Source organism: Embleya sp. NBC_00888, from assembly GCF_045207655.1.
In the GTDB taxonomy this organism is placed as follows: Bacteria; Actinomycetota; Actinomycetes; order Streptomycetales; family Streptomycetaceae; genus Embleya.
The window spans coordinates 2,774,535-2,799,503 of the sequence record NZ_CP108785.1 but is presented as its reverse complement, the minus strand read 5'-3'; the positions used below and the strand labels follow the sequence as shown (position 1 = coordinate 2,799,503).

Genomic DNA, 24,969 nt, shown 5'->3' with positions numbered 1-24,969 from the left:
TGAAACGAAGTTTGCACTCCGGATCATACGGAGTGATCACTCCGGATAGCAAGGAGAGTCGTCGATGCGTCGAGACGGCGTGGTCAACCGGGAGCGCATCCTGCTGGCCGCCGAGCACGTGTTCGGGGCGGGTGGCGCGGCCGCCTCCACCGAGGAGGTCGCCCGCCAGGCCCAAGTCGGCGTCGCCACCGTGTTCCGGCACTTCCCCACCAAGCAGGACCTGATCGAGGCCACCGCCGTGCGCTACCTCGGAAAGCTGGAGGACGAGACCCGACGGCTCGCCGACGAGGCCGACGCCGGGCGGGCTTTCGCGTCCTTGATGCGCGTCCTGGTGTCGACCGGAGCCACCAAGCTGACTCTGCTGAATCTGCTGCCCACCGACGGCAACGGGCTGAGCAAGCCGGTCGACACGGCGGCCCACAGCTTCCTCGACGCGATCCGACTGGTCCTCGAACGCGCCCAGGCCGCCGGCGCCGCCCGCCCGGACGCCACCGTCGACGACGTGTCCACCCTGGTCCGAGCCCTCGCCCATGTGGCGACACCCGACGAGGGCGAAGCCGTCGATCGGGCTCTGCGGATCGTCCTCGACGGCCTCGGCGTGCCGCACTGACCCGCCTACGGCGCGACCGGCCCTGATCTCCGGCAATGTCGGGAGTGAGGGTGCGGGCGACGGGGAACCGGTGCGGTCCCGGTGTCGACCTCGGCACGGCCGGCGGTGCGTGCGGTGGGGCGATGAGTTTCGCCGTTGCCGCCGGTCTCCATTTCCGACACGCGATCAACCGCACTCGAGGAGAGCATCATGACCGCCACCTACACCTTCGACGTCTTTTCCAGCCTCGACGGCTTCGGCGCCGCCGGCGGCGACTGGACGGGCTACTGGGGCAAGCAGGGTCCCGAGCTTCTCGACCACCGGCTCGCCCTCTACGGCGAGGACCAGCGGATGGTATTCGGGGCCAACACGTACCGGGCGTTCGCGCGCATGTTGGCATCGAGTACCGAGGAGTCCGAGGTGCGTGACCCGTGGGTCACGCGGATGAGGAGCCTGCCCGCGACGGTGGTGTCGACCACCTTGGAAGGATCCCTCGACTGGCCGGACGCGACCGTCGTGAGCGGCGACGCCGTCGATGTCGTCGCCCGGCTCAAGGCGGAGTCCGACGTACCGTTGCGCTCGCACGGCAGCCTGTCGATGAACCGGGCGCTGATGGCCGCCGGTCTGGTCGACCGCGTCCAGGTGACGCTCTTCCCCGTGATCACCGGTCGCACCGGGCTGGACCCGATCTTCCAGGGCGCGGCCGACTTCGACCTCGAGCTGATCGAGCACCGGACGCTCGACGGCCACATCCAAGAGCTCGTCTATCGCCCCACCCTGCATGTCTGAATCCGTGCCTGCCCCCGGCGGATGCCGCGATCGCCCCGCTCGGTCCGCGGACGGTCCGCGAGGGTGACCGGTCACCGAGGCGGGCGTTCGGTTCCGTCGGTGCTACTGCTCGTAGCGCCGACGGGCGAGATGAACGGTGATGTCGGCGGCGATCTCGACCGTCTCGGGCAGAACCCGCGTGATCTGCCGAAAAACCTGCTCCTGCTCCGAGGCCGGCAATATCAGATAGGCCGATATGGTCGAGAGTTGGCCGATGTAGTCGCGAGCACTCATCATCAAGCGCCGCCTGATCATGGACTGCCGAACATCGGTGAACCACTCGGACCGTTGCAGCTCCGTACCGGGCCACTGCATGTCATGCTCCGGAGGCGTCCCGTCCGGGGACGGAACCCCGTCGCTCGCCAAGAACGGTGCTCGGGCCGCTCGAACGGCTTCCTCCACAGCGGGGTCGGCCAGGTGGACCGGTCCACCGAACGAGGCGAACACGCCACCGGGCTCGAGCAGTGCGGCCGTGCGTGACCACCGACCCTCCGGGCTCGTCCAGTGCAGCGCCGCCGCCGCATACACCAGCCCGTAGCTTTCGCCCGGTCGCAAGCCCTCGAACGCGGCTCGCACCGTCCTGACACTCGCCGGAACGTGCTTGCGCAACTCGGCGAGCATGTCCCCGTCGGGCTCGGTGGCGGTGACCGCGATTCCCCGTCGAGCGAACAGGCGGGTCGCCTTGCCTGTCCCGGCGCCGACCTCGAGGGCAGTCCGAATCGGCCGACCCGCGTACTCCATCACCGTGTCGAAGAGCTCCATGGGATACCCCGGCCGGAACCGTTCGTAGGCTTGCGCCCTCATCCCGAAGCTCAGTGCGCGACCAGACATGCCGAGCATCCTGACACGAGCCGCGCCGTCGTGGCTCGGGGCTTTTGTGCGACCGGGCCGCCGCCCGATCGAGAACACGGGCAGGCACACCTCGGTCGCCTGCCTGTCCCGGGCCCTCGCCGAAGCCGACGGGGCCGGTGCACCGGTCGATGCCCGCCGTGTCGGCCCGCGCCGCCGGGATCACCGGCCCCGGCAGCGGTACCGACTCCGAGCTGTGGGCGCGGTCGACCCGGGACGCACGGCCCCCTGTCCGCCGGCGCCCGGTCCGGGTGGGCGCCGGCGGAATCGTCCGCGTCCGAGGTCTTCGGAATCGCCGGTCGTGGGTGTCGGTCGACGGCATCGAGTCGTTGACCGGACTACCGGAGGACACGCCGGGAGCGAGCGCCCGAAGTCTCCGTGGCGACGCGGTCAGCTCGACTTCTCGGCGAGTTCGGCGAGGAACCGCGGCACTCGGCCGGTACCGAAGTCGTAGAACCGGGCCCACTGCGGTTCGACCGCGATACGCGCCATCCGGTCGTACATGGCCCGGCAGTTCCGCTCGAACTCGGCCGCGTACTCGGCGTCGAAGTTCTTCCGCGCGGCCTCGAGGTACTCCGGAACCACCCCGTCGACGATGGTGAGGTGCACGACGCCGCGCACCGACAGTGTCTTGGCCGAGCCGGGGCTGTCGCCGGCGTCGATGGTCAGGGCGACCTCGGGGCGGGCGGACAGCGCTTCCACCTTGGGCGCCGTGGCCGCGGTGGACATGACGATCTCGTCGCCGGTCCAGAAGATCCCGATCGGGATGACGCGTGGCCGCCCATCGAGTCCGTTGTATGCCAGCCGTGCCATCGACGCCCGGCTCAACAGCTCGTGGGCGTCGGCCAGCTCCTGTGCGATCTGTTTGGGGTCCATGACTTGTCGTCCTCCGCTGTCGCGCGGCCGCTCGTGGCCGCTGTGTCTCCGGGACGGAGACGCCGCCCCGCTCTCGACACCCGCGGCCGAATCGCCGTCCACTCGCCCACGGTAATCGTGCCGCGCGGACCGGCTCGGCCGGATGGCGCAGCGAGTGAAAAGCCGGGAGTTCCGTTCAGAGGAAAACGCGCGCGTTGTCGAGCCACGTCTGCGCGTCCGCACCGACCGCGGTGAGGTCGGTATCGGCTCGGGACCTGCGCTGAGTGACGCGGAGGCAGAAGTCCAGGGCGCTGCCCCGTACCCGTTGCGTCGCGTTCTCCGGGCCCCATGCCCAGGTTCGGCCGTCGGGACCGGTCAGTTCGACGCGGAACGGCTCTGCCGGAACAGGTAGCCCGGCGGCGTGGAACGACAGCGCTCGCCCGATCACTCCCAAGGAGGCCACGTGCCGGAGCCGATCCGTGGGACGGCGTGAGACACCGAGTGCGTCGAAAACGTCCTGCCCGTGGGCCCACACCTCCATGAGCCGAAGCGGTGCCATCAGCGTCGCGGTCACCTGCGAGCCGTACCAGGGAAATCCACGATCCCGCGGCGCGTCACGCAGCGCAGCCGCCACCTCGGTTCGGCCGGCGCGCCATTGTTCCAACAGCACCGAGCGCGGTTTGGCCGCTCCCGCCGCGGCGTCGAGATCGGCATGTCGGCTGCCTGCGGCTTCCACCTGCTTCAGTACGTCGTCGAACGCATCCGGGGTTCGTATCGCGATGAGAACGTTCGCGTCGGCCGAGGCGAGATGGGCGATCTGGTGGGCGATGGTCCATCCCGCTGCCGGTGTGGGCTCGGTCCAGTCGGTATGCGCAGATACCAGGGCGTCGAGCTCATCGCCTTCGGCCACCAGATCGAGCACGGCAACGTCGCGCTCCAGATCAGACGTGTCAAGGGTGTAATTCAGCATCCGATATCACCTTTTGGTTTCGTCTACGGTGAGATGCCCGCAGTTATCGGCGTGTTGGGACAGCGCCCATTCGGGTAGCCGGGTGTTCAACCCGACGAGCGCGCGCAGCCGCCCATCGCAAAGGCTCCATCGCGATCTACGCAGCGATCCGTCGATGTCGCCGCGCCGTGCACGACATGAGCGAACGGATGGGCTCATTACAAGAACGGAAAAAATTCGCGACATCCGAAACCGCGAGATCGCCGGGTGATGTGTTCGGCGCCCGTGCGGTTCGTCCTTTGCCGGGCCGCGAAATTCGGAGCGGCCTCCAGGGAGTCGCAACCGGATTCGTCGTCGTCCACCGTGGTTTCCGTTACTTCCACCATTGCATCGTAGATGCCCTCGGTGTTCTCCCGGCAATGGCGGGGCGCACCGCAAGGTCTTGGCACGCACCTCCGGCCGCGCGTTCGGGCCATCCGACTCCGGACGGGGAGCCGCACGCGGACCGTCTGCCACGGCCCACGGGCTGCCGCCCACGGCCCGGACCGCTCAGGGGATCACGCCGCGGAGCCCTGGCCCGGATCCGGGGGCTTGGGGGTCGGTACGAAGATGCTCAGCCGGTAGGTGGTCGGCTGGATCAGTCGCCCACACAGCGTGTCGATCCGCACGGCCGTCCAGTCGATCTGCCGGTCCGTCGCCCGGAGATCGCGGATGTGCGCGCGCCACGCCACCTCGTCCTGGGTTTCGAAGAGCACCTCCCAACGGCCCGCGTCGGGCGCGAAGCGAGCGGCGGCTCGCCGTGCGTCGTCCTGCTGCCGACGCCTTCTCTTCCCTTGTCCTGGCACCGACTCAGCATCACCGGCTTCCCCCGGCACGGCAAGGCCATGACGACACCTGGGAGAGCGGTTCGCAGCAGTGTCCTTGTGCGGCCGCCGCGTCAAGATGAGCGCACGACCGTCCACGAAGCGGAACCGTTGCCGTCGCCGCAGCAACTCGACGACCCGGAGCGAGGAGCCGGGCGGGGTGGCAGCCGGCCTGCCTCGCGCCTACGTGCGCCGGTATGGCGTGATCGCCGGGCGGAGTCGGCGACGGCCGGGGGCGGTGAGCAGTGCGTCGAGCAGTCGTACGAACGCCGCGGCGCCGCCTGCGTCGCCGGCCTGGTGGGGGATCAGGAACAGCGGGCCGACCGCGTCGATGCGGATTCGCTCGCGTGCGAGTACGAAGTCCAGGGTCAACATGGCGGCCCGGCCGTTGCCGTCGTGGAACGGGGGAAAGAACGCCACGTCCAGGTACGAGCGCACCGCCCGGGCCGCCGGGGAGGCTCCCGGTCGCGTCGCCTCGGCCAGGCACGCGTCGAAGGCGCCGCGCGTGCCCGCGTCGAGGCCGTACCGCTCCCTGCCGCCCTTCGCGAACGCGGGGCCGTCGCGGAACGGCACGGTCGGCAGTGCCAGGACGTCGCGCTGCCAGGTCTCCATGAGCGCGAACGAGAGCGGGACGCCGCGTGCGGCGTCGGCGCGGGAGCGGCGCAGGGCCGCGGCGAGACGCCCGGCACGTTCCGCGTCGCGGTCGCGGACCACGGTGGCGACGAACTCGGCGACGCCGTCGCGGAGTTCGGCGGCATCGGCGGGTGGAATGTCCGACTCCGGCCAGGGCACGTCCTGTCGGACGCGGCGCCACACGGCCAGGTCGTCACGCACCTGACAACTCGGTGGCGACGGCCCGTGCGACCTCCGCCGCGTTGCTCTCGGAAGACCTGACCCAACTGGAGAAACGGCCCTCGGTGGCCGCTGTGACCAGGTCCTGCGCGCGCTCGTCGGGCACGCCGGAGGCACTCAGGCACCAGGACAGGACCTGTTCGCAGGAATAGTGCCAGTACTCGTCCTCGGCGACGCGCTCGACCGCCATCGCGATCAGCCGCACGACCACCTGCTCCCAGCGACGCGCCCGAACCTCGGGATCGTCGGAGGGAAGCCTGAACTCGGCGAAGACGACGGCCAGTTCCTCAAGCCATGCGCGCCACCCGAGCAACGACCCGACCACCCCGCGCCGGACCGTGTCGGGGTCGGCGTCCCAGAAATCGCGGGGCCCGCCGGGGAGGCCGACGCCTTCGGGGGTGTTGGTGGTCAGCGCCGACCAACCACAGGCCCAGACCCCGTATCGGTCGACGAACGCATGAGTGATGTCGCGGTGCCAGTCGCGGTCGTCACCGGCGCGGTACGGAACCGTGCCCGGCACCGTCGCGGGATCGAACGGATGTGCGGCCGGGGCGACGTCAGCCCAGGTGAGGCACCACGGATCGGCGCCGAAGCTCTGCATCGGGTCAGTCTTCCACGCCGTCGGCCGCGCGAGGAGCAGTCCGCGCGAACGGGACGAACCGCGACCGCGGTACGTGTGGCGCGCGTCGGCAGGGTCGCGGGTGGGGGCGACTGAATGAGGGTCGGTCCGCCCGATGTCGCCGTGGTCCGGCAGGCACCGGGGAGACCCCGCCGGGCTACCGGTCCGCGATTGCGTCGATGGCGTCGGCGAGTTTGAAGTCGAGTTCCGTGACGACGCCGCCGGCCGTGTAGGTCGTCATGCTGAACCCGGTTTCCGCCCAGTGGAGTTCGACATCCGGGTGATGTTCCAGTTCCTTGGCGATCAGGGCGACGTCCCCGATGAGATGGGTACCGGTCTGGAAGTCGATGGCGAAGCTCTTCGTGATGCCGGTCGTGTCTCCCGACCAGCCGTCGCGCTCGGCGAGCCGCGCGGCTACGTCCTCGGCGGCCAGGGGTGTGCGTTCTCCCACGGTGCTCTCCTCGGATTCGACCGGCGGGTTCGCCGCCGGGGTGGTGTCTTCGGATTCTCATCGGGGAGGGCGGAGGGAGGCCAGTGTGGTGGGTGGTGTCGCGTCGGCGGCGGCTGAGCCGAGTAGGAGGGTGGTCAGGTCGTGGGGGTTGGCGTGTTCACCGGTTGGGGTCGCCGCTGCGATTCGGTCCAGTCGGAAGCCTCGGCCGGCTCGGCGGGTTCGGCACCAGGCGATGAGGTACCAGCGGCCGTCGGCGGTGAGCAGCCCGGCCGGTTCCACGACGCGGTCGCTTTCGTGTCCTGTCGCGTCGGTGTACGACAGCCGCAGCACCAGGTTGTCGGCGAGGGAGCGCTCCACCGCGGTCCGGATCGCCGCGTCGCCGGGTGTCGGCAGGGTGACGATTCGTGCGGCGAGTTCTCGGGCCGCCACCGAGGCGGGGCCGGTCATCGAGGCCACGATCTTCTGCGCCGCCGTGCGGGCCGCGCCGGCGTAGGGGGTGGAGGCGTCGGCCGCGGCGAGTGCGGCGGTCAGCGCCGAGGCCTCATCGACGGTGAGGTGGATCGGGGGCAGGGTCGTCTTCGGGTCGATCGACCAGCCGCCGCCGCGCCCGGGTATGGAGCGCACCGGGACACCGGTCTGCATCAGGGTCTGTAGGTCGCGCTGTACCGTGCGGGTGCCGACCTCGAACCGCGTGGCGAGCCTCGCGACCGTCAGAGGCCGCGGCGCCGCCGCGCGCAACTCTTCGACCAGCGCGTACAGCCGCGCAGTGCGTTTCATGCCGCCGACGCTACCTTCACGCGGAGGCCAGGAAGTCCCGCTGTCGCCGCAGTTCCCGCTCGGTGATGGTCAGCGGAAACAGCGTGAAGCCGTGCATCGCGCCGGCGACGACATCGAGTTGCACGCGCGCACCCGCCGCCTGCCATCGTGCGGCCAGGAACAGCGAGTCGTCCAGCAGCGGATCCTCGGTTCCGACGACGATCCGGGCGGGCGGCAGCCCGGTCGGATCCGCGAACAGGGGCGAGACCTCCGGTGCACGGCGCTGCTCCTCTCCCATCCCCGGCGTGAACAGCTCATAGCCGCTTCGAAGCGTGTCGGTGTTGCTCAGCAACTGTCGGGAGCCGAACCCGCGCTGGCTCGGCGTCATCGACAGGTCGTACGGGCCGAAGAGCAGGTGGGCCGCCCGGAACGCGCCGGTGATGCCGTACCGGTCGCGAAGGCGCAGCAGGGTCAGGACGCTCAGGTGGGCGCCGGCCGATTCGCCACCGATCAGCAGCCGTTCGGTACCGAACTCGGCGGCGGCGTTTTTCACCAACCACCGGGCGGCGGCCTCGCAGTCGTCCGGCCCGGCGGGGAACGGATGTTCCGGTGCGAGGCGGTACTCGACGCTCACCACGGCCAGCCGCGCCTGCTCGGCGAGCTGCCAAAGCCGCGCATCTTGTCCGCTCGCGGACCCGAACACCCAGCCGCCTCCGTGAATGTGCAGGTACACGCCGTCGACGTGGTCCGGTACGAAGACCCGGACCTTCACGCCGCCGTCGACGACGCGGTCCCGGCCGTGCGGCAGCCGCACGGGTGGCGTGTCGCCGCCGAGCCGGTTGCGCCGTAGGAGCGCCAGCGTGGCCGGGCTCGGTGCCTGCGCCCGAGTCGGGCGGCTCGCGGCGGCAGCCTCGAACTGCGCGTTGAAGGCCAGGGTTTCGGGGAGGCAGTCCTCATCCGTGTTCGTCATGCCGTCGACGGTCCCAGCCACCCGCGACAACACCCTGTCACCCTTTCTGCGCGCGCTTTGTGATCCGGGTCATGATCCTGTTTCGCGACCCTCGCACCGAGGTCGCGGCGCTTGTGTCGATCGGAACTTCATGCCGGTCGATTGCGGCGTACCGTGGTCAAAGGCTCACACATCACCTTCTGGGGGCATCCATGGACGTGCCGGCCGACCTGTCGATGGGCGAGCGGATCGAGTGGTTGCGGACTCGGCGAGGCATGAGCCGACCCGTGCTGGCCGGTCTGTGCGGTCGTGGCCCCGACTGGCTGAAGAAGATCGAGAGCGGCGAGCGTGAACTGCGCGACTACAGGCTGATCCTGAGGCTGGCGTCTGCGCTCGGAGTGACGGACCTCGGGGTCCTGACCGGCACCGGAGAGGTGATGCAGCCCGTGTCCCCAGCCCTGCACCACGAGTCGATCCCTGCCATTTGGGCGGCGGTCAAGAAGCGCAACTACTCGGCGGTGCGCCCGGACGCGCCGCCGGACGTCCCCGCACTCCGTGCCCGCGTCGATGCGGCGTGGCTGTTGTGGCACTCGTCCCGGTACAACCGCACCGAGGTCGGCGCATTGTTGCCCGACCTGATCGGTGCCGGCGAGATCGCGGTCCGCGCCCTGGACGGGCCGCAGCGACGCGACGCGTACGCGGTGCTCGCGACGATCTACCACCTCGCGCAGCAGCACATCGCGTACATCGCTCCGGCGGAACTCGTGTGGGTGGTGGCCGACCGGGGGATGTCGTCGGCGCAGTATGCGGACACCCCGGAGGCTCTGGCCGGTGCGGCCTGGTGCTACGGAAACGCGTTGCGCGAGACGGCCGACGGGGACGAGGCGCTGGCCGTGGTGATCGATGCCGCCGAGGCGATGCGCCCGCACCTGGACGATCTCGGCGATGACGCCCGTGGGTTGTACGGCGCGCTGCATCTGCACGCGGCGATCACCCACGCGAAGTACGGCCACGACGGCGACGCCTGGGCGCACTGGCAGCGCGGCGACGCCACCGCGAAGAGCCTGCCGGCGGGCTACCTGCACCCGTGGACCGTGTTCGGACGGCCGAACGTCGACATCCATGCCGTTTCGGTGGCCGCCGATCTGCTGCGCGCGGGCACCGCGCTGGAGTACGCGGATCGCATCGACCCGGAGAGCATGCCGTCCATGGAGCGTCAGTCGAGATTGTGGACCGAGAGCGCCCGCGGCCACGTTCAGCGGGGCGAGCACACGGCGGCGCTGCACCTGATGCAACGGGCAGTGGGTGTGGGCCCGGAGGCGGTCAGGTACACCCCGGCCGCACGAGGGGTGGTCGCCGAGTTGTGGCGCACGACACGAGGTCCGCTTCGGCGTGAGGTGGTGGAACTCGCGGAGAACGTAGGCGTCGTCGAGGGCTGATTCGTTCGACGGCGGCAACGGCGACTACGGCGACGACAGGGACGGATCGTCCCCTCCGCATAGGGGGACAATCCGTCCCTGTCGCTGTGTGCGCATTCGGTTACGGTCTTGGCACTGTCCTCCGCCACCGCGAGGGATGCCATGCCTCACCATCAGCGCACGCACGCCGCGCTCACCTCGGACGTCCGCCCGATGCTCGACTCCGAGACCGGCGAACTGCGGCTGCGGATAACGCTCTACGCCGTGGACGAGCCCATCGAGCACCTGGATCTCGTCCTGTCCGGGCCCGAGGTGGCCGACCTGGTCGACGTGGTGCGCCCGTCGGTGACGACGTGACTGTGATCGGTCCACTGCGGCCGTCATCCGCGTCGGTCCCTCGGGTGACGAGCATCGTCCGATCCGGATCGAAGTCCCCGGTCGTGCACCGTTGGACGTGACGCGGGCCGAGCTCACGGCCCTGGTGCACGAGTCTCGGATGTATCTGATGCGGACGTTTCCGACTCCGTCGCTCGGTCGGATCTCGAACTCGGGTGGGTGAACCCCACTCGATGCCGCCCGCTGTCGTCACCTGCGGGCCGCGGCGCCCGGTCCCGCAGCCACCGGCGCGGTTGCGGGACCGGGTTCGTCACTCTCGCGTCGGTCGGGGATCGCCCGACCGCCACGACCACCCCACCCCACCTCTGGAGGAGAGGCCATGACTCGGCCCGAACGTGACTGGAAGCTGCTTCGATTCGAGTATGACCCCGACCTGCTGAAGGCGCAGTACGAACTGCCGACCGGCGAGTATCGGTGGCAGACGTTCGCCGTGCCCACCGGCACGTTGCCCGCGCTGGTCGGCGCTCTCCTGGCACACGCCGACCAGAACGAGCGCACGGACATCCTGCGCGCGGAAGGTCGAGCGGAACGACGAGGCGATGTCCGCCCGGTACAGGGCGATGACCGATCGCACGCGAGCGCCGTCGTGGCTGCCCGAGTTCCTCCGCCACGGCAACACGCTGCGGTGATCGAAGGTCCGGGCCGTGCCCGCCGCCGGTCGGGTGGCCGGCCGGTTCAGCGCGGGCCGGAAGGGCCTCGCGCGATGGTCGAGAAGATGTCCGGCTGTGCGGCGAGGGTGAACAGTTCGGGTCCTGTGAGTGGGGGGCCGCCCAGCAGCGCGCCGGTCCGACTGTTGCGGGTGCCCGACATGAGTGCGCGTGCGGTGCCGTCCGGCAGCAGGATGAGGAGTTCCACGGTCGTCTCGCCGTCGTCGAGGGTTCGTGAACCGGTCACGGTCTGCGAGCCGTCGGGGAGGGTTCCGCGTACGCAGTCGGTCCAGGCGGGGAGTGCTCCTCCGGTCTCCTTGTTGATCCCGGGATCGCCTTCGCACGGCGATTCGGGTGCGGATCCCGGGGCGTGGCGGGGGCCGACGCCAACGCCGAGGGTGAACGTCCGGCCGTCGGTTCTCGTCGCCATGTACGACAGCGAGGAATCGCCGGGGAACTCCTCGTCGATGCCGGCGATTCCGGCGGGCAAGTGCGCGCGGAGGGCGGCCAAGACCTGGTCGTGCGCCGATCCCACGGCATCGCTCGGGCGCGAGGAGGGCCTGGACCCGGGCGGCGGGCCGGTGGACGGAGCGGCACGCGTGGGTTCGGCGGCCGGCCCGGAGACCACCGAACCGTCGCCGCCGTCGGAGGCGAGGGCCAGTGCGCCCGCCGTACCCCCCGCGAGCAGGGCTCCGGCGGCCACGGTCGCCACACCGATCAGCGACCGTCGGCGTCGGCGAAGTCGCCCGCCGCCCACGCGTACCGCGGACAGCAGGTCGGGCATGGGCGGCTCGCTCTCCGGTGGCGGGAGCATGTCCCGCATGAGTGTCGGCATGTCGTCGTCGATGGACATCGTGTGTCTCCATGTCTTGATGCGGTGATCCTGAGTCGGCGCGTTCGCGGGACCGCCGGGCGTGCTCAGGAGCGGGCGATGTCCTGGAGGGAATCGCCCAGGATCGCGCGGAGTTGGTCCAGGCCTCGGCTCGTGGCCGAGCGCACGGCGGAGGAACTGCGGCCGAGCAACGCCGAGGTTTCCTCGACGCTCTGGTCCTCCCAGTAGCGGAGCACGAGGACCGCCCGATAGACGGGGGTCACCTGCCCCAGTGCCGTCAGCAGCGCCAGACGCCGGTCGCTGTCCACGTCCGCCGTCGCCATCGTGTCGGGAATCGAGTCGGAGACCACCTCGCGGCCGGAGCGCAGGCGCTTGGCGTCGATGAAGCCCCGGATCATGACGCGGCGGGTGTAGCCGTGCACGGCGTCGGTGTCACGCATCCTGTGCCAGGTCGCGTACACCTTCGTCAGCGCCGTCTGGACCAGGTCCTCGGCCTGGTGCCAGTCCCCGCACAGCAGATACGCGGTGCGCCGCAGCGCGTGGTAGCGGGTGGTGACGAACTCGTCGAACAGACGCTCCTTCTCGGGTCTCATCCTGGTGTGCCCCCATGAGGTCGACGACGATTTGTCATACCGATCAGACGGGATCGGCCTCCCGAAATGTTGCGTGCGTCCACGCGCGGTCGGGTTCGCCGGACGGTGCCGGCCCTACCGGTGGGTACGTCGTCCGGTCCCGAACGTGACTCCCATCGCCGTCGTCGGTGCGGCGCTCGGCGAGCCGGGCGGGGTAACTCGGCGTGCCGACAGGGAAGTTGGGCACGCACAGTAGACGTGTTCATACCCGGATGAGGGCCGGACCCGGTCCGCCCGGGGTCCTGCCTTGCGTTCGCGACCCGAGCCGACATAATCCAAGCCTTCGGGGCAATCCCGGGATCGCTCGTTCGTCCGACCGTCTTTCACGCTCCCTGCACGTTCTCCACGTTCTCCACGTTCTCCGAGCTCCCAAGCTCTCCGCGCTCTCCGGACGTTCGTCGGACGTTCCTCGGACGACGGGCGCGGGCTCGTCCCGAAGCAGGCACCCCCTTCCAGTTTCAGGAGCACTTCAGTGCAGCTGCACATCAGCAGGCACATATCGGGCGCCGTCGGCGTCGGTGTACTCGCGCTCGCGCTGCCGGTCGTCATGGCCGGCACCGCCGAGGCCAAGCAGGACCACGACACCTGCGCCCGGGTCGGCGTGGAGTACTCGCTCGACGGCGGCAAGCACTGGACCACCAGTGGCCGGATGGACGGCACCCTGGTGACCCGGATCGAGGTCCGGCTCAAGGACAAGCCGAAGAACAAGTGCGAGTACGCGGTGTCGCTCGCCTCGTACAACACCGAGGGCCCGACCTGGCCGACCTCGGGCACCCAGAAGTTCCTCGGCTGGGACTCCAAGAAGCTCAGCAAGAACAACCCGAAGGTCACGCTCGACGTGAGCGCGTACCGACCGACCTGCTTCGGGCAGGTCGACCTGTATGGGAACGGCAAGAAGTACGACGGCGTGGCCAATCCGCTGCCGGCGTACCCCCGCAGCACGATCGCGAACCTGATCACGGCGTGGAACGGCGGCGACAAGTGCGCCCCGCCGACCACGACGCCGCCGACGACCAAGCCGCCGACGACGAAGCCCCCGGTGGAGACCACCAAGCCGCCGGTCGAGACCACCAAGCCGCCCGTCGAGACCACGAAGCCGCCGACGGCATCCACCAAGCCGCCGGTGGAGACCAGCAAGCCCGCGACCTCCTCCTCGGCCCCCGCCGTCGAGGAGACCAGCAGCACGCCGCCCGTCGGCAAGCCCGAGGTGACCCCGGTCGACGACACCGCCCCCGCGTCGCTCGCGGAGACCGGCTCGGACAACTCGAGCGCGATCGTGCTCGGCGCCTCGGCCGGCGTACTCCTGGTCGGTGGCCTCGGCGCCTTCGCCTGGAGCCGCCGCCGCAACAGCACCGGCACCGGCACCACCGCGTAAGCCACGTAAGCACCACCGGGCAGGCCGCCCGAGACTCCCACCCGGAGCCTCGATGGGGCCCGCCGGCGACACGACGTACGGCCCGGCCGGGACATCCCGGCCGGGCCGTACTCGCGCGTGGGGCGGGTCGGCGGCGACATCCCGCCGCCTCGTCGATGACCCTGGTTTCCCCAACCCGCCTATGGCACGATCCGTCACCTCTGGTCGTGGGCGCCCTTTCGCGTCCCATACCGCTCTCGTCCGATGGAGTGAACGTATGTCGATAGCCCACGTGTCCGGCCGGTTCGACGGCAAGACCGCGGTGGTCACCGGAGCGGGTTCGGGGGTCGGCCGCGCGACCACGCTGCGCCTGGCCGCGGAGGGTGCGAACGTCTTCGCGTTGGACATCGCGGCGGCGGCGCTGGCCGAGACCGCGGAACTGGCGGCCGGGCTCGCGGGGAAGGTCGTCACCCGGGTCACCGACGTGGCGGACCGGGACGAATGCTTCGCGGCGGTGGCGGCGGCGGTGGCCGAGTTCGGCGGGCTGGACGTACTGGGCAACGTGGCCGGCATCGCGCGGGCCGAGCACGTCCTGGAGGTCACCGAGGCGGACTACCGGCGGATGATGGGCGTCAACATCGACGGCTACTTCTTCATGTGCCAGGCGGCCATCCCGCACCTGCTCGAGCGTTCCGGCAACATCGTCAACATCGCGTCCAACGCCGCTGTGATGGGCCTGGCGTACAGCGTGGTCTACACCATGAGCAAGGGCGCCGTGGTGCAGTTGACCCGGTCGCTGGCCTGGGAGTTCGCCAAGCAGCCGCTGCGCGTGAACGCGATCGCGCCGGGCGGGATCGACACCAACCTGGTCGCCAACTACCAGATTCCGGCGGACGTCGACTGGGATCTGGTCGGCCGGGCGATGACGCCGCGCCCGATGGCCCAGCCGGAGGACATCGCCGCGATGTTCTCCTTCGTGGCCTCCGAGGAAGCCCGCAACGTGCACGGCGCCATCCTGCACAACGACAGCGGCCTGACCGCCGGCTGACGCCACGCGCGGTCGGGCGCGGAAGGCGCGCGAAAGGGCAATGCGCGAAGCGCACGACGCGTGAAAAGCACACGACCCGGCCCGCCACGGTCACGCGACCGTGGCGGGCCGGGTCGATTCGGTTACCGCGGTGCCGGGCGAACCCCGGAGCCCGCCACGGCAACCGCCGTTGTCAGGACGGCGCTCCGGCGGCGCGGCGGTCCAGGGAGTCGCCGACGAGGTGGTAGACCGCGTTCGTGGCCGCGGTGTGCTTGGCGACCTCGCCGGGATCGCGGTCCTTGCCGTCCGTGCGGCCGGTCATCTCGTAGATGAAGTAGCGGTACAGCGACTCGTGTATCCAGGTGTAGGCGGCTTCGGGCGCGAACACCTCGGTCTCCCGGTTGGTCGGGGGAGTGACCTGGTTGTAGTAACCGGCGTTGGACTGGGCGAGCGTCGCGGCGGCGATGGCGGTGGGCATCGTGAGCACGCCGACCGTCGTCTGTACGTTGTTGGCCTTGTCCACGTAGAGCGCGGAGACCGCGCGTATGCAGCCCAGCTGTTTGATCAGCTCGGCGGCTTCGCCGGAGGCCATCGGGGTGCAGTCCTCCAGGACCTTCACGCAGGTCCGGGTCAGGGTGCCGCCCTGGTACTTGTAGGGAAGCTGGGCGAGGCCGAAGACCTCGTCGACGGTCACCGGCTTGGGGTCGGTCCCCGCCGAGCGCAGATCCTCACGGGTGAGCGTCCCGCGCGTGGGCTTGTCGGTCGCGGTGACGGTGGCGCAGGGCCGCAACGGTTTGCCCGTCGAGGACGCGGTCGGCGAGGCGGCCCCCGTGGCCGGCGGCGTGCCGGGCGCGGACGCGGACGCCGACCCGGGGGCCTGCGATCCGCTCGCCGGAAGCGGCGCGGCGGCCTTCTTCGTGTCGTCTCCACCACACGCGGTGGAGCCGGCCAACACGGCCAACGCGCACGCCGTCACGGCGAGCCCGCGAACGCGCGTGCGCCGCCTGGCGCGAACGGAATCGCGAACAGAGCGAACAGAATCATGCTCGGACATCGGGGACCCGTTTCGAATCGCGGCCGACACCCACCGCTGTGCCCGGCCGCCGTGGGATCCGGTGCAGCGGCCGGATTTCGTCGTACCGGCTGATAATCGTGGGAAACCTACCATCCGGTGCAGCAGCAAGATCAACCATGTGGGGCGATAGCACGATCTCCGCGCGAAATGGATATGCCGATCACACCGTGTGGTTTCCGGACTCGGGCAGGCTCTCGAGCAGGCGGGTCAGCAGTCGCCCGGCCGCCGGACCGGTCGGGCCGTCGGTCGGCCAGGCCAGGGCGATCCGGCCGCGGGGACTCGGGTCGGTCAGGTGCAGGGTGCGCAAGCCGGCCGCCGTCGCCATGGCGGGAGGCAGGGCCGGGAGTACGGCCACGCCGAGGCCCCGGGCGGCCAGTTGCACCAGCAGTTCGGGCGCGGCGGCCTCGAATGCGATGCGTGGGCGGAATCCCGCCTCGGCGCACGCGCGGTCGAGGGTGCCGCGCAGACCGGTGCCACGCGGCAGGCTGATCAGCGGACGATCGCGCAGTTCGGCCAGCGGGACGCTGGTGCGGCCGGGTGCCAGCAGCGGATCGTCCGGGGCCGTCGCGACGACCAGCGGTTCGTCGACGAGCATCCGGAAGGTGAGGCCCGGCGGGGGCTCCGGGTCCACGATCCCGACCATCGCGAGGTCGAGTTCGCCGCGGCGCAGGGCGGCGAGCATGTGCTCCGACGTGTCCTCGGTGAGCGCGATCTCGACCCGGGGGTGCTCGTCGTGGAAATCGGCGAGTACCGAGGCCACGTCGAACTCGTGGGTCGCGGCGCCGGAGACCAGGCCGAGGGTGACCCGGCCGCGCAGCAGACCGGTGAACTCCTCGACGGTGTGCCGGACTCCCTCGACGGCCGCAAGCGCTGCCCGCGCGTACGGCAGGACCGCCTCGCCCACCGGCGTCGGTGTCACCGTCCGTCCGGAGCGGTCGAGCAACGGTTGGCCGAGCTCGCGTTCCAACTGCCGGATCTGGGCGCTGATACCCGGCTGCGCGAGGTGCAGACGGGCGGCGGCACGGGTGAAGTTGGCCTCCTCCACCACGGCGACGAAGTACTGCAACTGCCGGAGTTCCATAACCGTTGATTCTAGGTCCGAGAAAAGATGCGTCTTGGACTTATCGATCACGCCTCGCCACGCTTGATCACATGACCGGCCCCGCGAACCCACCGCCACCACCGAACGACCCGAGCACCCCGAACCCCCCGAGCACTTCGAGCACTTCGAGCCCCAACACCCCACCGCCCGCCGACGCGCGACTCAAGGCCGCCATCGCGGCCGAACGCCGGGACCTGGCCGCCCTGTTGGCCGATCTCCGAGCCGACCAGTGGGACGCGCCCTCGCTCTGCGCCGGGTGGCGGGTGCGCGAGGTGGCCGCCCACATGTCCATGGGCTTTCGCTACTCGCTGCCCCGCGTCGGCCTGGAACTGCTCAAGTCCGGAGGCAACCTGCATCGCACGACCGACCGCTTGGCCCGCGCGGACGCGGCCGCGCTGTCGACGCACGAGATCGCCGCCGCGCTCGCCGACAACGCGGAGCACCCCTGGAAGCCGCCGGGCGGGCGTACGGCGGGCCTGGGTCACGACGTGGTGCACGGCTTGGACATCACGGTCGCGCTCGGCCTGGATCGCACCGTCCCCGAGGACCGGCTGCGCATCCTGCTGGATGCGATCAGCCCCCGAGGCGTCAAGTTCTTCGGCGTCGACCTGACCGGCGTGCAGCTACGTGCCGACGACCTGGACTGGTCCTACGGCACCGGCACGCCACTGACCGGCTCGGGTCAGGACCTCCTCCTGGTCGCGTTCGGCCGTCGGCTCCCGCCCGGTCGGCTGCGCGGCGAGCACCGGGATCGCTTCGTCGCCGGGTGAGTCGGGGTGAGTCGGGGTGAGTCGTGTGGTGCCGGAACCCCGCCCGGCTCCGGACCGGTTCCGATGCGGTTAGGGTCGATCGGGTGACCAAAGAGTTCCTGCCGCCCGAGCAGTGGTACGAGCAACTGCCCACCCTGTACGCAGCCGCCTCCGCGCTGATCACCGATGTCGAGGACCGGGTGCTCCTGGTCAAACCCAACTACCGCGACTACTGGAATCTGCCCGGCGGCTTCGTCGATCGCAATGAGTCGCCGCACGACGCGTGCGCGCGGGAACTGCGCGAGGAACTGGGACTCGACCTGGACGTCGGCGAGTTGCTGGTGATCGACTGGGTGCCCGAGCAGGATCCCAGGCCGCGACCGCTGACCGGCTGGACCTTCGACGGCGGCACCCTGACGCCCGAGCGGATCGCCGCGATCCGGATCCAGGAGGACGAACTCGACGACTACGCCTTCGTCACCCTCGACCGAGCCGCGCAACTCCTGCCGAGCACCGTCGCCCCGCGCGTGCCGGCAGCGATGGAGGCCCGCGGCCTCGGCCGCGCCGTGTACCTGCCGAGGCACTGACTCGAGCGCATACCCGCCGAGGCACTGACTCGAGCGCATACCCGCCGAGGCACTGACTCGAGCCCGTACCCGCCGAGGCCCCGACCCGAACGAACGGCAACCGCGCCCCGCGCGTAGATTCGACGCCTGCTTCGCATTCGCGAACATCATCCACAGGCGCCCGGAGGCAAGGTTGTCGTCGTTCCGCTCCATCACCGAATCCGATCTCCCACGCGTCCTCGCCTGCGAGGTCGACGAGCCGATCGGCTCGATCTCCGCCGATCGGTACCTCGCCGAGGCGGCGGACGGGATGTATCGGCCGGAGTGGACCTGGATCGCCGAGCGGGACGGCCGGATCCTGGCCCGCGCGCTGTGGTGGGGCCCGGCCGACAGCGCGCATCCGGTCGCGTTGGACTGCCTGTACGTCGACGCGCAGGTCGAGGACCGGGCCGCGATCGGCGCCGAGTTGATCGCGGCGAGCCTGCGGGCGTTCCGCGCGGCCGGTGCGGACCGGCTGCCGCTGTACAACGTGACGCTGACCGGGGGGTGGCGCGAGGACCCCGCCGCCTCGGCCGCACTCGCCTGGCGGCGCGAAGCCGCGCTCGCGGCCGGTCTGAGCCACGAGGTCGAGCGGTTGCGTTTCGAGTGGTCGCCGGACGTGGGCGTACCGGCCGGCTCCGGACGACTCACCTTCACCGAGGCCGACGACGACGCGTTCCTCGCCGTGTTCCGGCGGATCGCCGAGGGCAGCCTGGACGCGGAGACGCGCAAGGGCCTGGCCGCGCACGGCCCGGAGGTCGTCGCCCGCCAGGAGATGGACTTCTACCTCGGCTGCCCGGGCCGACGCGAGTGGTGGCGCCTGGCGCACACCGCCGACGGAACCCTGGTCGGCCTGGCCATCCCGTCCGCGACGCCCTACCACCCCAACGTCGGGTACCTGGGCGTCGTCCCCGAGTTGCGCGGCCGCGGCTACGTCGCCGACCTGCTCGCCGAGATCACCCGGCTGCACGCCGACCGAGGCGCCGAACTGATCACCGCCACCACCGATACGACGAACGCCCCGATGGTCGCCGCCTTCCGCCGGGCCGGCTATCGCACCACCGAGGTCCGCATGGTCTTCTCCGCCCCCGAGTAGCCGGCGGTCGAGCATCCCCGCCCCGCACCTACACCAACTCCCGCCCCATCGCCGTCATTTGACCATTTCGGTCACACGGCCACCCGCCCGCCGGTACGTTTCCGGCGATGCACCGACGAATCGCGATCCGTGATTCGCGGCCGTCTCGATTCGGGTGGGGGCCCGAGGATCGTACGGGGCGGGGATCGACGTGCCCCGAGGGAGACGGCCGGGTGTGGTCCATCTTCAGGGAGGGGATCCCGATGTCGCTCCGTTCCGCGTTCCACGGCCACGAACCGAACCGCCGGCGCCGCCGCTTAGCCCAGGCACCCGAGGCGCGCCACCCGTACCGAACGCGCCACCCGTACGGCCCCCATCGCCTCCGCAACCCCCGCAGGCCGATCGCCCTGATCGCCGCCGCGACCCTGCTCCTCGCCGGCCTGGTCGCCCAGGCCGCCCCCGCCTCCGCCGCCCGTCCCGGGGTGTCCGCCTACGTCGCCAACTCGGGCTCGAACACGGTGTCCGTGATCGACACCGCGAACAACACCACCACGGCGACCATCCCGGTGGGCAGCGGTCCCTACGGGCTCGCCGCCAACCACGCGGGCACCCGGGTGTACGTGGCCAACTTCGGCTCGGCCGGCGTCTCCGTGATCGACACCGCGACCGACACCGTCACCGGCACCATCGCCACCACCGGCGCGCCGTTCGCGATGGCCGTCGACCCGACCGACACCCGCCTGTACGTCGCCCAGAACAATTCCGTTCTGGTCGTGGACACGGCGACCAATACCCCCACCGCCACCATCGCGGTGGGCACCGGTCCGATCGCCGTACTGATGGCCCCGGACGGCGCGCACGTGTACGCCGTCAACAACGCCGGCCACAACGTCTCGGTGATCGACACCGCGACCGCCGGCGTCGGCGCGACCATCGCACTCGGCGGCTCGCCCGACGGTGCCGCGCTCAGCCCCGACGGCAGGCGCCTGTACGCCGTGGACGACCAATCCGGCCTGTGGGTCCTCGACCTGACCGCCGGCGGTGCGCTCGCCGCCACCGTCCCGATCGCCGAGGGCAGCAACGTCGCGGTGAACGCGGCCGGGACCAGGGCCTACGTCTCCGCGTTCCCGGCCGCCGTCAAGGTGGTCGACCTGACCACGAACACGGTGATCGACAGCGTGGCGGTGGGCAGCTATCCGGCCAACCTCACGCTGCACGTCGCGGGCGGATTCGTGTACACCACCAACGCCGTGTCCGGCGACGTGTCGGTGATCGACACCGCGTCCGACACCGTGGTGGCCACCATCCCGGTCGGGAACACCCCGTACGGCATCGTCGTCGTCGGCGTCCCGCAATCGCGCACCGTCACCTCGGTGACCCCCGGTTCCGGCCCCGCGGCCGGCGGCACCGCGGTGACCGTCACCGGGACCGGATTCACCGGCACCACCGCCGTCGCGTTCGGCGCGACCCCCGCCCCCTCCTACACCGTCGTCAACGACACCACCATCACCACCACCGCGCCGCCCGGCACACCCGGCACCGTGGACGTCACCGTGACCGGTCCGGGCGGCACCAGCGCGACCACACCCGCGGACCGCTTCACCTACCTGGCCGCCCCGACGGTCACCTCGATCAGCCCCGGCTCCGGCCCCGCGGCCGGCGGCACCGTGGTCACCATCACCGGCACCAACCTCGCCGGCGCGACCGGCGTCACCTTCGGCCCCGGCCGGCCCGCCGGCTCGGTGTCCTGCACCGCGACGACCTGCACGGCGACCGCGCCGCCCGGCCCGTCCGGTCAGGTGGACGTACAGGTGAGCACCGCCGGCGGAACCAGCGCGACCGGTCCCGGCGACCGATACACCTACATCGCGAGCGCGGCCGACGTGGCGGTGACACTCCGGGCCACCGGCGTGCCGTCGTTGTTCAACGCGCGCATCGACTACACGGTCACCATCACCAACAGGGGCCCCGACGCGCTCGGTTCGACCACCGTCACGGCGCCGCTGCCGGTCCCGATGACCGTCACGTCGCCGGACTGCTCGGTGGCCGACCGCACGGTCACCTGCACGGTCGGCCCGCTGGCCGGCAACGCGACGACCACCCGGCACTTCACCGCACCGGTCGCCCTGCTCAGCCTGGGCGCCGAGTACGAGGTCACCGCGAGCCGCGTGGCGAGCACGCCCAACGACCCCAATCCGGCCAACAACAGCTCCTCGGCTTCGTGCACCGCGATCACGTCGCTGCTCATCTTCTGCTCCTGAGCGGGCCTCGCTTCGGGTAGTCGGTCCGCGCGGGCTCGGGGCGACCGGTCCGCGCGGTTTCGGGCGGCCGGTGCGCGTCGGCCCCGTGCGAGGCGCGACGGCCCGCACGCGTGAGCGGGCGTCGGCCCGGGACAGCCGATATACGCGGGCCGCCGTCGGTGCCGGGTAGCCGGAACACGCGAGCCACTGCCCCGGATCGCTTCCGACGGGTAGACAGGACACCTGCGGCGGGCCGGACTACCGGCCCGCCGCGGCGTGTGCCCGGGCTACGCCGATCGCGAACGCGACGGAATCCCCCTGTGCCGAAGCGGAAGTCGCGATGATGATGGGCCCGCGCACGCGCGCGACTCCACTCCGGACCGGGTCGCATCTCGGTCGGATCGCACTTCGGTGCCGCGCCTCGGCCCCCCGATGGGCGCACCCCGGGACACACGAAAGCGAACGCATGAGCCCCTCCTCGACACCCCGTGAACCCGATCGGATCGACGCCTCGATACCGGCGCAGTCCGCATCCGCGAAGACCCCGCCGGCCGGATCCGCACCCGAAGCCGCAGCCACGCCCGGATCCGGATCCGGATCCGGATCCGGATCCGATCTCGACCTCGGCTACGAGATTCCGCTCGAACTCCCGCACGACCCGACCGAGACGCCGGCCGAGAACGAGCGGCCCACCGGCGTGACCCCGATCGAGTTGTTCTTCGACCTCGTCTTCGTGTTCGTGCTCACCCAGGCCACCCACCAGGTGGAGTCGCACCCGGGCTGGACCGGGCTGCTCCAGGGCATGTTGCCGCTGGCGGCGATGTGGTGGATGTTCGGCGCCTTCAGTTGGTTGACGAACGCGGTCCGCCCCGACGCGACGGTGGTCCGGCTGCTGCTGGCGCTCACGATGACCTCGTTCTTCGTGATGGGCCTGGACCTTCCGTACGCGTTCGACCCGGACGGCTGGGCATTCGGCCTCGCGTTCCTGGTCGCCGTCGGGATGCACGTCGCGCTGTTCCTGACCGCGTCCGAGCCCTCGGCCCGCTCCGGGATCCTGCGCCTGGCGCCGTTCAACGCGGCGGGCGGCCTGCTGATCCTGGTCGCGCCGCACCTGCCGGACGCCGGCACCTGGGCCTGCTGGGTGGCGGCCGTGGTGGTGATGTACCTGTCGATGGTGATCGGTCGGATCCGCGGCTTCGTGGTCGAGCCGCACCACTTCGTCGAGCGGCACGGCCTGATCATCCTGATCGTGCTCGGCGAATCGGTCGTGGCCGTCGGCATCGGAGCGGGCGGTCGACCGGTCGACTGGAAGCTCGCGGGGGGCATCCTGCTCGGCATCGCGGTCGCCACCGGCATCTGGTGGACATACTTCGGCGGCGACGACGAACGCACCGTGCGCGCCATGTCGGAGGCCTCGGTCGAGCGTCGACAGATGCTCGGCTACGTGGCGTTCGGCCTGGCCCACGCGGTGATGATCGCGGGCATCGTGCTGATCGCGGCGGGCATCTCGGACGCCATCCATCACCTGGGCGGCGACACGAACCGTTGGTGGCTGGGGACCGGCTTGGCCACCTTCCTGGCGGGTCACGCGTGGCACCGCTTCGTGCTGGCCACCGGCCCGGTCCAGGGACACATCGTCACCGCGGTGGTGGCGGTACCCCTCATCGCGTCCGTCGCGGGCGCGGGCTGGGCGGTACTCGCGGCCGCCACGGTGCTCCTCGTCGTCATGACCGTGTCCGACCACCTCCGCCAGGTCCGCGCAACGCAGGAGCCGGACGCGCGGCAGGTGACCGCGGCTGCCTGACTCTTCGGGGCCGGGGAGCCTGCTCTGCTAGCGTCCCCGGCCATGAACGACAGCGTGTACGTGGGCAACGCGGGCCCGGACGCGGCGCTGGACCGGGGGTGGCTGCTCGGCCATTTCAAGGACGTCGGCGATCCTCGGCACAGCGAGGCGGTGGAGATCAAGTGGGGCGTGCACCCGCCCGGCGACGCGCGCGCCGAGTGGGTGACCGGTGAGGCGCGGACCGCGCTGCTGATCCTGATCAGCGGCCGGTTCCGGGTCGAACTGCCGGGCCGCAGCGTGTTGTTGGCGAAGCAGGGCGACTACGTGGTGTGGGGTCGCGGTGTCGACCACTCCTGGGCGGCCGAGGAGGAGTCGGTGGTGCTCACGGTGCGGTGGCCGTCCGTGCCGGGGTATCGGGTGGACGAACCCACCTGAGCGGCGGCGCGCGCCGGCGCCGCGGCCCACCCCCAGGCCGGCCACCGTGTCGGCCGACCTTCAGGGCGGTGCCGCTGCGGCCGACGCTTTTCGGCCGGCGCCTCCCGGGCGGCGCCTCCCACCCGGTGACGAACGGCACCGTGCGTTGCTCGCGCGACCCGTTGTACGACGAGCGGCTCATCTCGTACGCTCCGCAAGCCGACCCGGTCCGGGTCGGCGACACAACCGCATAGTTCGCAATCCAGGGGAAGCCGGTCGAAATCCGGCGCTGACCCGCAACCGTAGGCGGTGGCCGACAGGCCGCCGCGAGTCGGAATGCCTGGATTCGTACGAGTTTAAGGCTCCAGCTGTCGTGGACTGCACGCTGAAGCCCGGATTTCACGTCCGGCGGTGTCTCGTCGGCGCGATGCCGGGGGTCGGCGGTCCTGTGAGGAACATCGCTCGGCCCGGTCGGCATCGGTTTCGCCGCTCGTGCCGACGCCCGTCGCACGAAGGGAATCCGCACGTGAAATTTCGTGGGAACAAGGCTCGAATAGGCCGGCTGGTCGGGGCACTCGCCCTTCTCCTGCTGCCCGCCACCGCCCAGATCACCGTGAGCGCACCCGCCGCCTACGCCATCGACCCCACCAAGGGCTCCGCCGGCGTCTGCCCGGACGCCAACGGGGTGACCGTGATCGTCGACTTCCAGGAACTCGGCGGCGCCACGCTCACCCGCTGCGCGCCCGGCGATCAGGCCACCGGTCTGGCCGCGCTCAAGAACGCCGGCTTCCAGATCCAGGGCACGAACCGGTGGGGCGAGGCGTTCATCTGCCGGATCGAGGGCAAGCCCGGCACGGACACCGAGCCCTGCGTCAACACCCCTCCGGCGTCGGCGTATTGGTCGTACTGGCACGCGCCGAACAACGGCACCTGGACCTACAGCTCGTGGGGCGCGAGCAACCGCAAGCCCCCGCTGGGCAGCTTCGAGGGCTGGTCCTTCTCCAAGGACAAGACGTCGACCACCAACCCGCCACCGCGCGTGGCCCCCACGCGCCCGTAG

Annotated in this window: 26 protein-coding genes and 1 riboswitch; of the genes, 13 read left to right on the top strand and 13 right to left on the bottom strand. The window is 70.8% G+C overall.

Annotation, left to right across the window (positions count from 1 at the left end; all coding sequences use genetic code 11):
* The first annotated feature begins 64 nt into the window (after window positions 1–64).
* Both OG948_RS46610 and OG948_RS46605 read left to right on the top strand, forming a co-directional pair.
* Window positions 65–610 carry a TetR/AcrR family transcriptional regulator gene (locus OG948_RS46610; protein ID WP_331771087.1) on the top strand — a complete coding sequence of 182 codons (546 nt, stop codon included), beginning with the start codon at window positions 65–67 and terminating at the stop codon, window positions 608–610.
* Between the two features lie 189 nt (window positions 611–799).
* Window positions 800–1,378 (top strand): dihydrofolate reductase family protein, encoded by a 579-nt coding sequence (locus OG948_RS46605; RefSeq protein ID WP_331771086.1) that lies wholly within the window; start codon window positions 800–802, stop codon window positions 1,376–1,378.
* Between the two features lie 102 nt (window positions 1,379–1,480).
* Here OG948_RS46605 and OG948_RS46600 read toward each other — a convergent pair whose 3' ends face one another.
* From OG948_RS46600 to OG948_RS46560, 9 genes are all read right to left on the bottom strand, one after another.
* Entirely contained in the window at window positions 1,481–2,248 is a 768-nt protein-coding gene (locus OG948_RS46600; protein ID WP_331771085.1) for a class I SAM-dependent methyltransferase, read from the bottom strand.
* 408 nt (window positions 2,249–2,656) lie between these two features.
* Window positions 2,657–3,142, bottom strand: coding sequence for a pyridoxamine 5'-phosphate oxidase family protein (locus OG948_RS46595; protein WP_331771084.1), 486 nt, complete (start codon window positions 3,140–3,142; stop codon window positions 2,657–2,659).
* A gap of 175 nt (window positions 3,143–3,317) precedes the next feature.
* Window positions 3,318–4,091, bottom strand: coding sequence for a TIGR03084 family metal-binding protein (locus OG948_RS46590; protein WP_331771083.1), 774 nt, complete (start codon window positions 4,089–4,091; stop codon window positions 3,318–3,320).
* A gap of 536 nt (window positions 4,092–4,627) precedes the next feature.
* Complete coding sequence (locus tag OG948_RS46585) at window positions 4,628–4,825, bottom strand: hypothetical protein (RefSeq protein WP_331771082.1); 198 nt, start codon at window positions 4,823–4,825, stop codon at window positions 4,628–4,630.
* 291 nt (window positions 4,826–5,116) lie between these two features.
* Window positions 5,117–5,767 carry a hypothetical protein gene (locus OG948_RS46580; protein ID WP_331771081.1) on the bottom strand — a complete coding sequence of 217 codons (651 nt, stop codon included), beginning with the start codon at window positions 5,765–5,767 and terminating at the stop codon, window positions 5,117–5,119.
* Entirely contained in the window at window positions 5,760–6,386 is a 627-nt protein-coding gene (locus tag OG948_RS46575) for a hypothetical protein (RefSeq protein WP_331771080.1), read from the bottom strand. The genes OG948_RS46580 and OG948_RS46575 overlap by 8 nt, the downstream gene beginning before the upstream one ends.
* Before the next feature lie 175 nt (window positions 6,387–6,561).
* Window positions 6,562–6,855, bottom strand: coding sequence for a 4a-hydroxytetrahydrobiopterin dehydratase (locus OG948_RS46570; RefSeq protein WP_331771079.1), 294 nt, complete (start codon window positions 6,853–6,855; stop codon window positions 6,562–6,564).
* Between the two features lie 57 nt (window positions 6,856–6,912).
* Complete coding sequence (locus tag OG948_RS46565) at window positions 6,913–7,632, bottom strand: WYL domain-containing protein (protein ID WP_331771078.1); 720 nt, start codon at window positions 7,630–7,632, stop codon at window positions 6,913–6,915.
* 16 nt (window positions 7,633–7,648) lie between these two features.
* On the bottom strand, window positions 7,649–8,581 hold the full coding sequence (locus tag OG948_RS46560; protein ID WP_331771077.1) for an alpha/beta hydrolase: 933 nt from the start codon (window positions 8,579–8,581) through the stop codon (window positions 7,649–7,651).
* A gap of 191 nt (window positions 8,582–8,772) precedes the next feature.
* Here OG948_RS46560 and OG948_RS46555 point away from each other — a divergent pair, with 191 nt between their 5' ends.
* Together OG948_RS46555 and OG948_RS46550 are read left to right on the top strand one after the other, a co-directional pair.
* Window positions 8,773–9,999 (top strand): helix-turn-helix transcriptional regulator, encoded by a 1,227-nt coding sequence (locus tag OG948_RS46555; RefSeq protein WP_331771076.1) that lies wholly within the window; start codon window positions 8,773–8,775, stop codon window positions 9,997–9,999.
* A 141-nt stretch (window positions 10,000–10,140) separates the two neighbouring features.
* Window positions 10,141–10,335, top strand: coding sequence for a hypothetical protein (locus OG948_RS46550; protein WP_331771075.1), 195 nt, complete (start codon window positions 10,141–10,143; stop codon window positions 10,333–10,335).
* 714 nt (window positions 10,336–11,049) lie between these two features.
* On the opposite strand, the gene OG948_RS46545 is transcribed toward OG948_RS46550, so the two are convergent.
* Both OG948_RS46545 and OG948_RS46540 read right to left on the bottom strand, forming a co-directional pair.
* Entirely contained in the window at window positions 11,050–11,874 is an 825-nt protein-coding gene (locus tag OG948_RS46545; RefSeq protein WP_331771074.1) for a hypothetical protein, read from the bottom strand.
* A gap of 65 nt (window positions 11,875–11,939) precedes the next feature.
* On the bottom strand, window positions 11,940–12,446 hold the full coding sequence (locus tag OG948_RS46540; protein WP_331771073.1) for a SigE family RNA polymerase sigma factor: 507 nt from the start codon (window positions 12,444–12,446) through the stop codon (window positions 11,940–11,942).
* 511 nt (window positions 12,447–12,957) lie between these two features.
* Here OG948_RS46540 and OG948_RS46535 point away from each other — a divergent pair.
* Both OG948_RS46535 and OG948_RS46530 read left to right on the top strand, forming a co-directional pair.
* Window positions 12,958–13,860, top strand: coding sequence for an LPXTG cell wall anchor domain-containing protein (locus OG948_RS46535; RefSeq protein ID WP_331771072.1), 903 nt, complete (start codon window positions 12,958–12,960; stop codon window positions 13,858–13,860).
* A 256-nt stretch (window positions 13,861–14,116) separates the two neighbouring features.
* On the top strand, window positions 14,117–14,887 hold the full coding sequence (locus tag OG948_RS46530; protein ID WP_406300649.1) for an SDR family NAD(P)-dependent oxidoreductase: 771 nt from the start codon (window positions 14,117–14,119) through the stop codon (window positions 14,885–14,887).
* A gap of 172 nt (window positions 14,888–15,059) precedes the next feature.
* On the opposite strand, the gene OG948_RS46525 is transcribed toward OG948_RS46530, so the two are convergent.
* Together OG948_RS46525 and OG948_RS46520 are read right to left on the bottom strand one after the other, a co-directional pair.
* Window positions 15,060–15,827 carry a hypothetical protein gene (locus OG948_RS46525; RefSeq protein ID WP_331771071.1) on the bottom strand — a complete coding sequence of 256 codons (768 nt, stop codon included), beginning with the start codon at window positions 15,825–15,827 and terminating at the stop codon, window positions 15,060–15,062.
* Window positions 15,828–16,101: 274 nt separating this feature from the next.
* Window positions 16,102–17,022 carry a LysR family transcriptional regulator gene (locus OG948_RS46520; RefSeq protein WP_331771070.1) on the bottom strand — a complete coding sequence of 307 codons (921 nt, stop codon included), beginning with the start codon at window positions 17,020–17,022 and terminating at the stop codon, window positions 16,102–16,104.
* Between the two features lie 71 nt (window positions 17,023–17,093).
* Here OG948_RS46520 and OG948_RS46515 point away from each other — a divergent pair, with 71 nt between their 5' ends.
* The 7 genes from OG948_RS46515 to OG948_RS46485 all read left to right on the top strand — a co-directional run bounded on the left by OG948_RS46515 (window position 17,094) and on the right by OG948_RS46485 (window position 24,969).
* Window positions 17,094–17,813, top strand: coding sequence for a maleylpyruvate isomerase family mycothiol-dependent enzyme (locus OG948_RS46515; RefSeq protein WP_331771069.1), 720 nt, complete (start codon window positions 17,094–17,096; stop codon window positions 17,811–17,813).
* An 83-nt stretch (window positions 17,814–17,896) separates the two neighbouring features.
* Complete coding sequence (locus tag OG948_RS46510; protein WP_331771068.1) at window positions 17,897–18,379, top strand: NUDIX hydrolase; 483 nt, start codon at window positions 17,897–17,899, stop codon at window positions 18,377–18,379.
* Window positions 18,380–18,551: 172 nt separating this feature from the next.
* Window positions 18,552–19,493: a GNAT family N-acetyltransferase gene (locus OG948_RS46505; RefSeq protein WP_331771067.1), complete on the top strand. Its 942-nt coding sequence runs from the start codon at window positions 18,552–18,554 to the stop codon at window positions 19,491–19,493.
* Window positions 19,494–19,735: 242 nt separating this feature from the next.
* Window positions 19,736–21,733 carry an IPT/TIG domain-containing protein gene (locus tag OG948_RS46500; RefSeq protein WP_331771066.1) on the top strand — a complete coding sequence of 666 codons (1,998 nt, stop codon included), beginning with the start codon at window positions 19,736–19,738 and terminating at the stop codon, window positions 21,731–21,733.
* 445 nt (window positions 21,734–22,178) lie between these two features.
* Window positions 22,179–23,516, top strand: coding sequence for a low temperature requirement protein A (locus tag OG948_RS46495; RefSeq protein ID WP_331771065.1), 1,338 nt, complete (start codon window positions 22,179–22,181; stop codon window positions 23,514–23,516).
* Window positions 23,517–23,558: 42 nt separating this feature from the next.
* Window positions 23,559–23,930: a signal peptidase I gene (locus OG948_RS46490; RefSeq protein ID WP_331771064.1), complete on the top strand. Its 372-nt coding sequence runs from the start codon at window positions 23,559–23,561 to the stop codon at window positions 23,928–23,930.
* Window positions 23,931–24,175: 245 nt separating this feature from the next.
* Window positions 24,176–24,250, top strand: a riboswitch (cobalamin riboswitch).
* A gap of 185 nt (window positions 24,251–24,435) precedes the next feature.
* Window positions 24,436–24,969 carry a flagellar hook-length control protein FliK gene (locus OG948_RS46485; protein WP_406300648.1) on the top strand — a complete coding sequence of 178 codons (534 nt, stop codon included), beginning with the start codon at window positions 24,436–24,438 and terminating at the stop codon, window positions 24,967–24,969.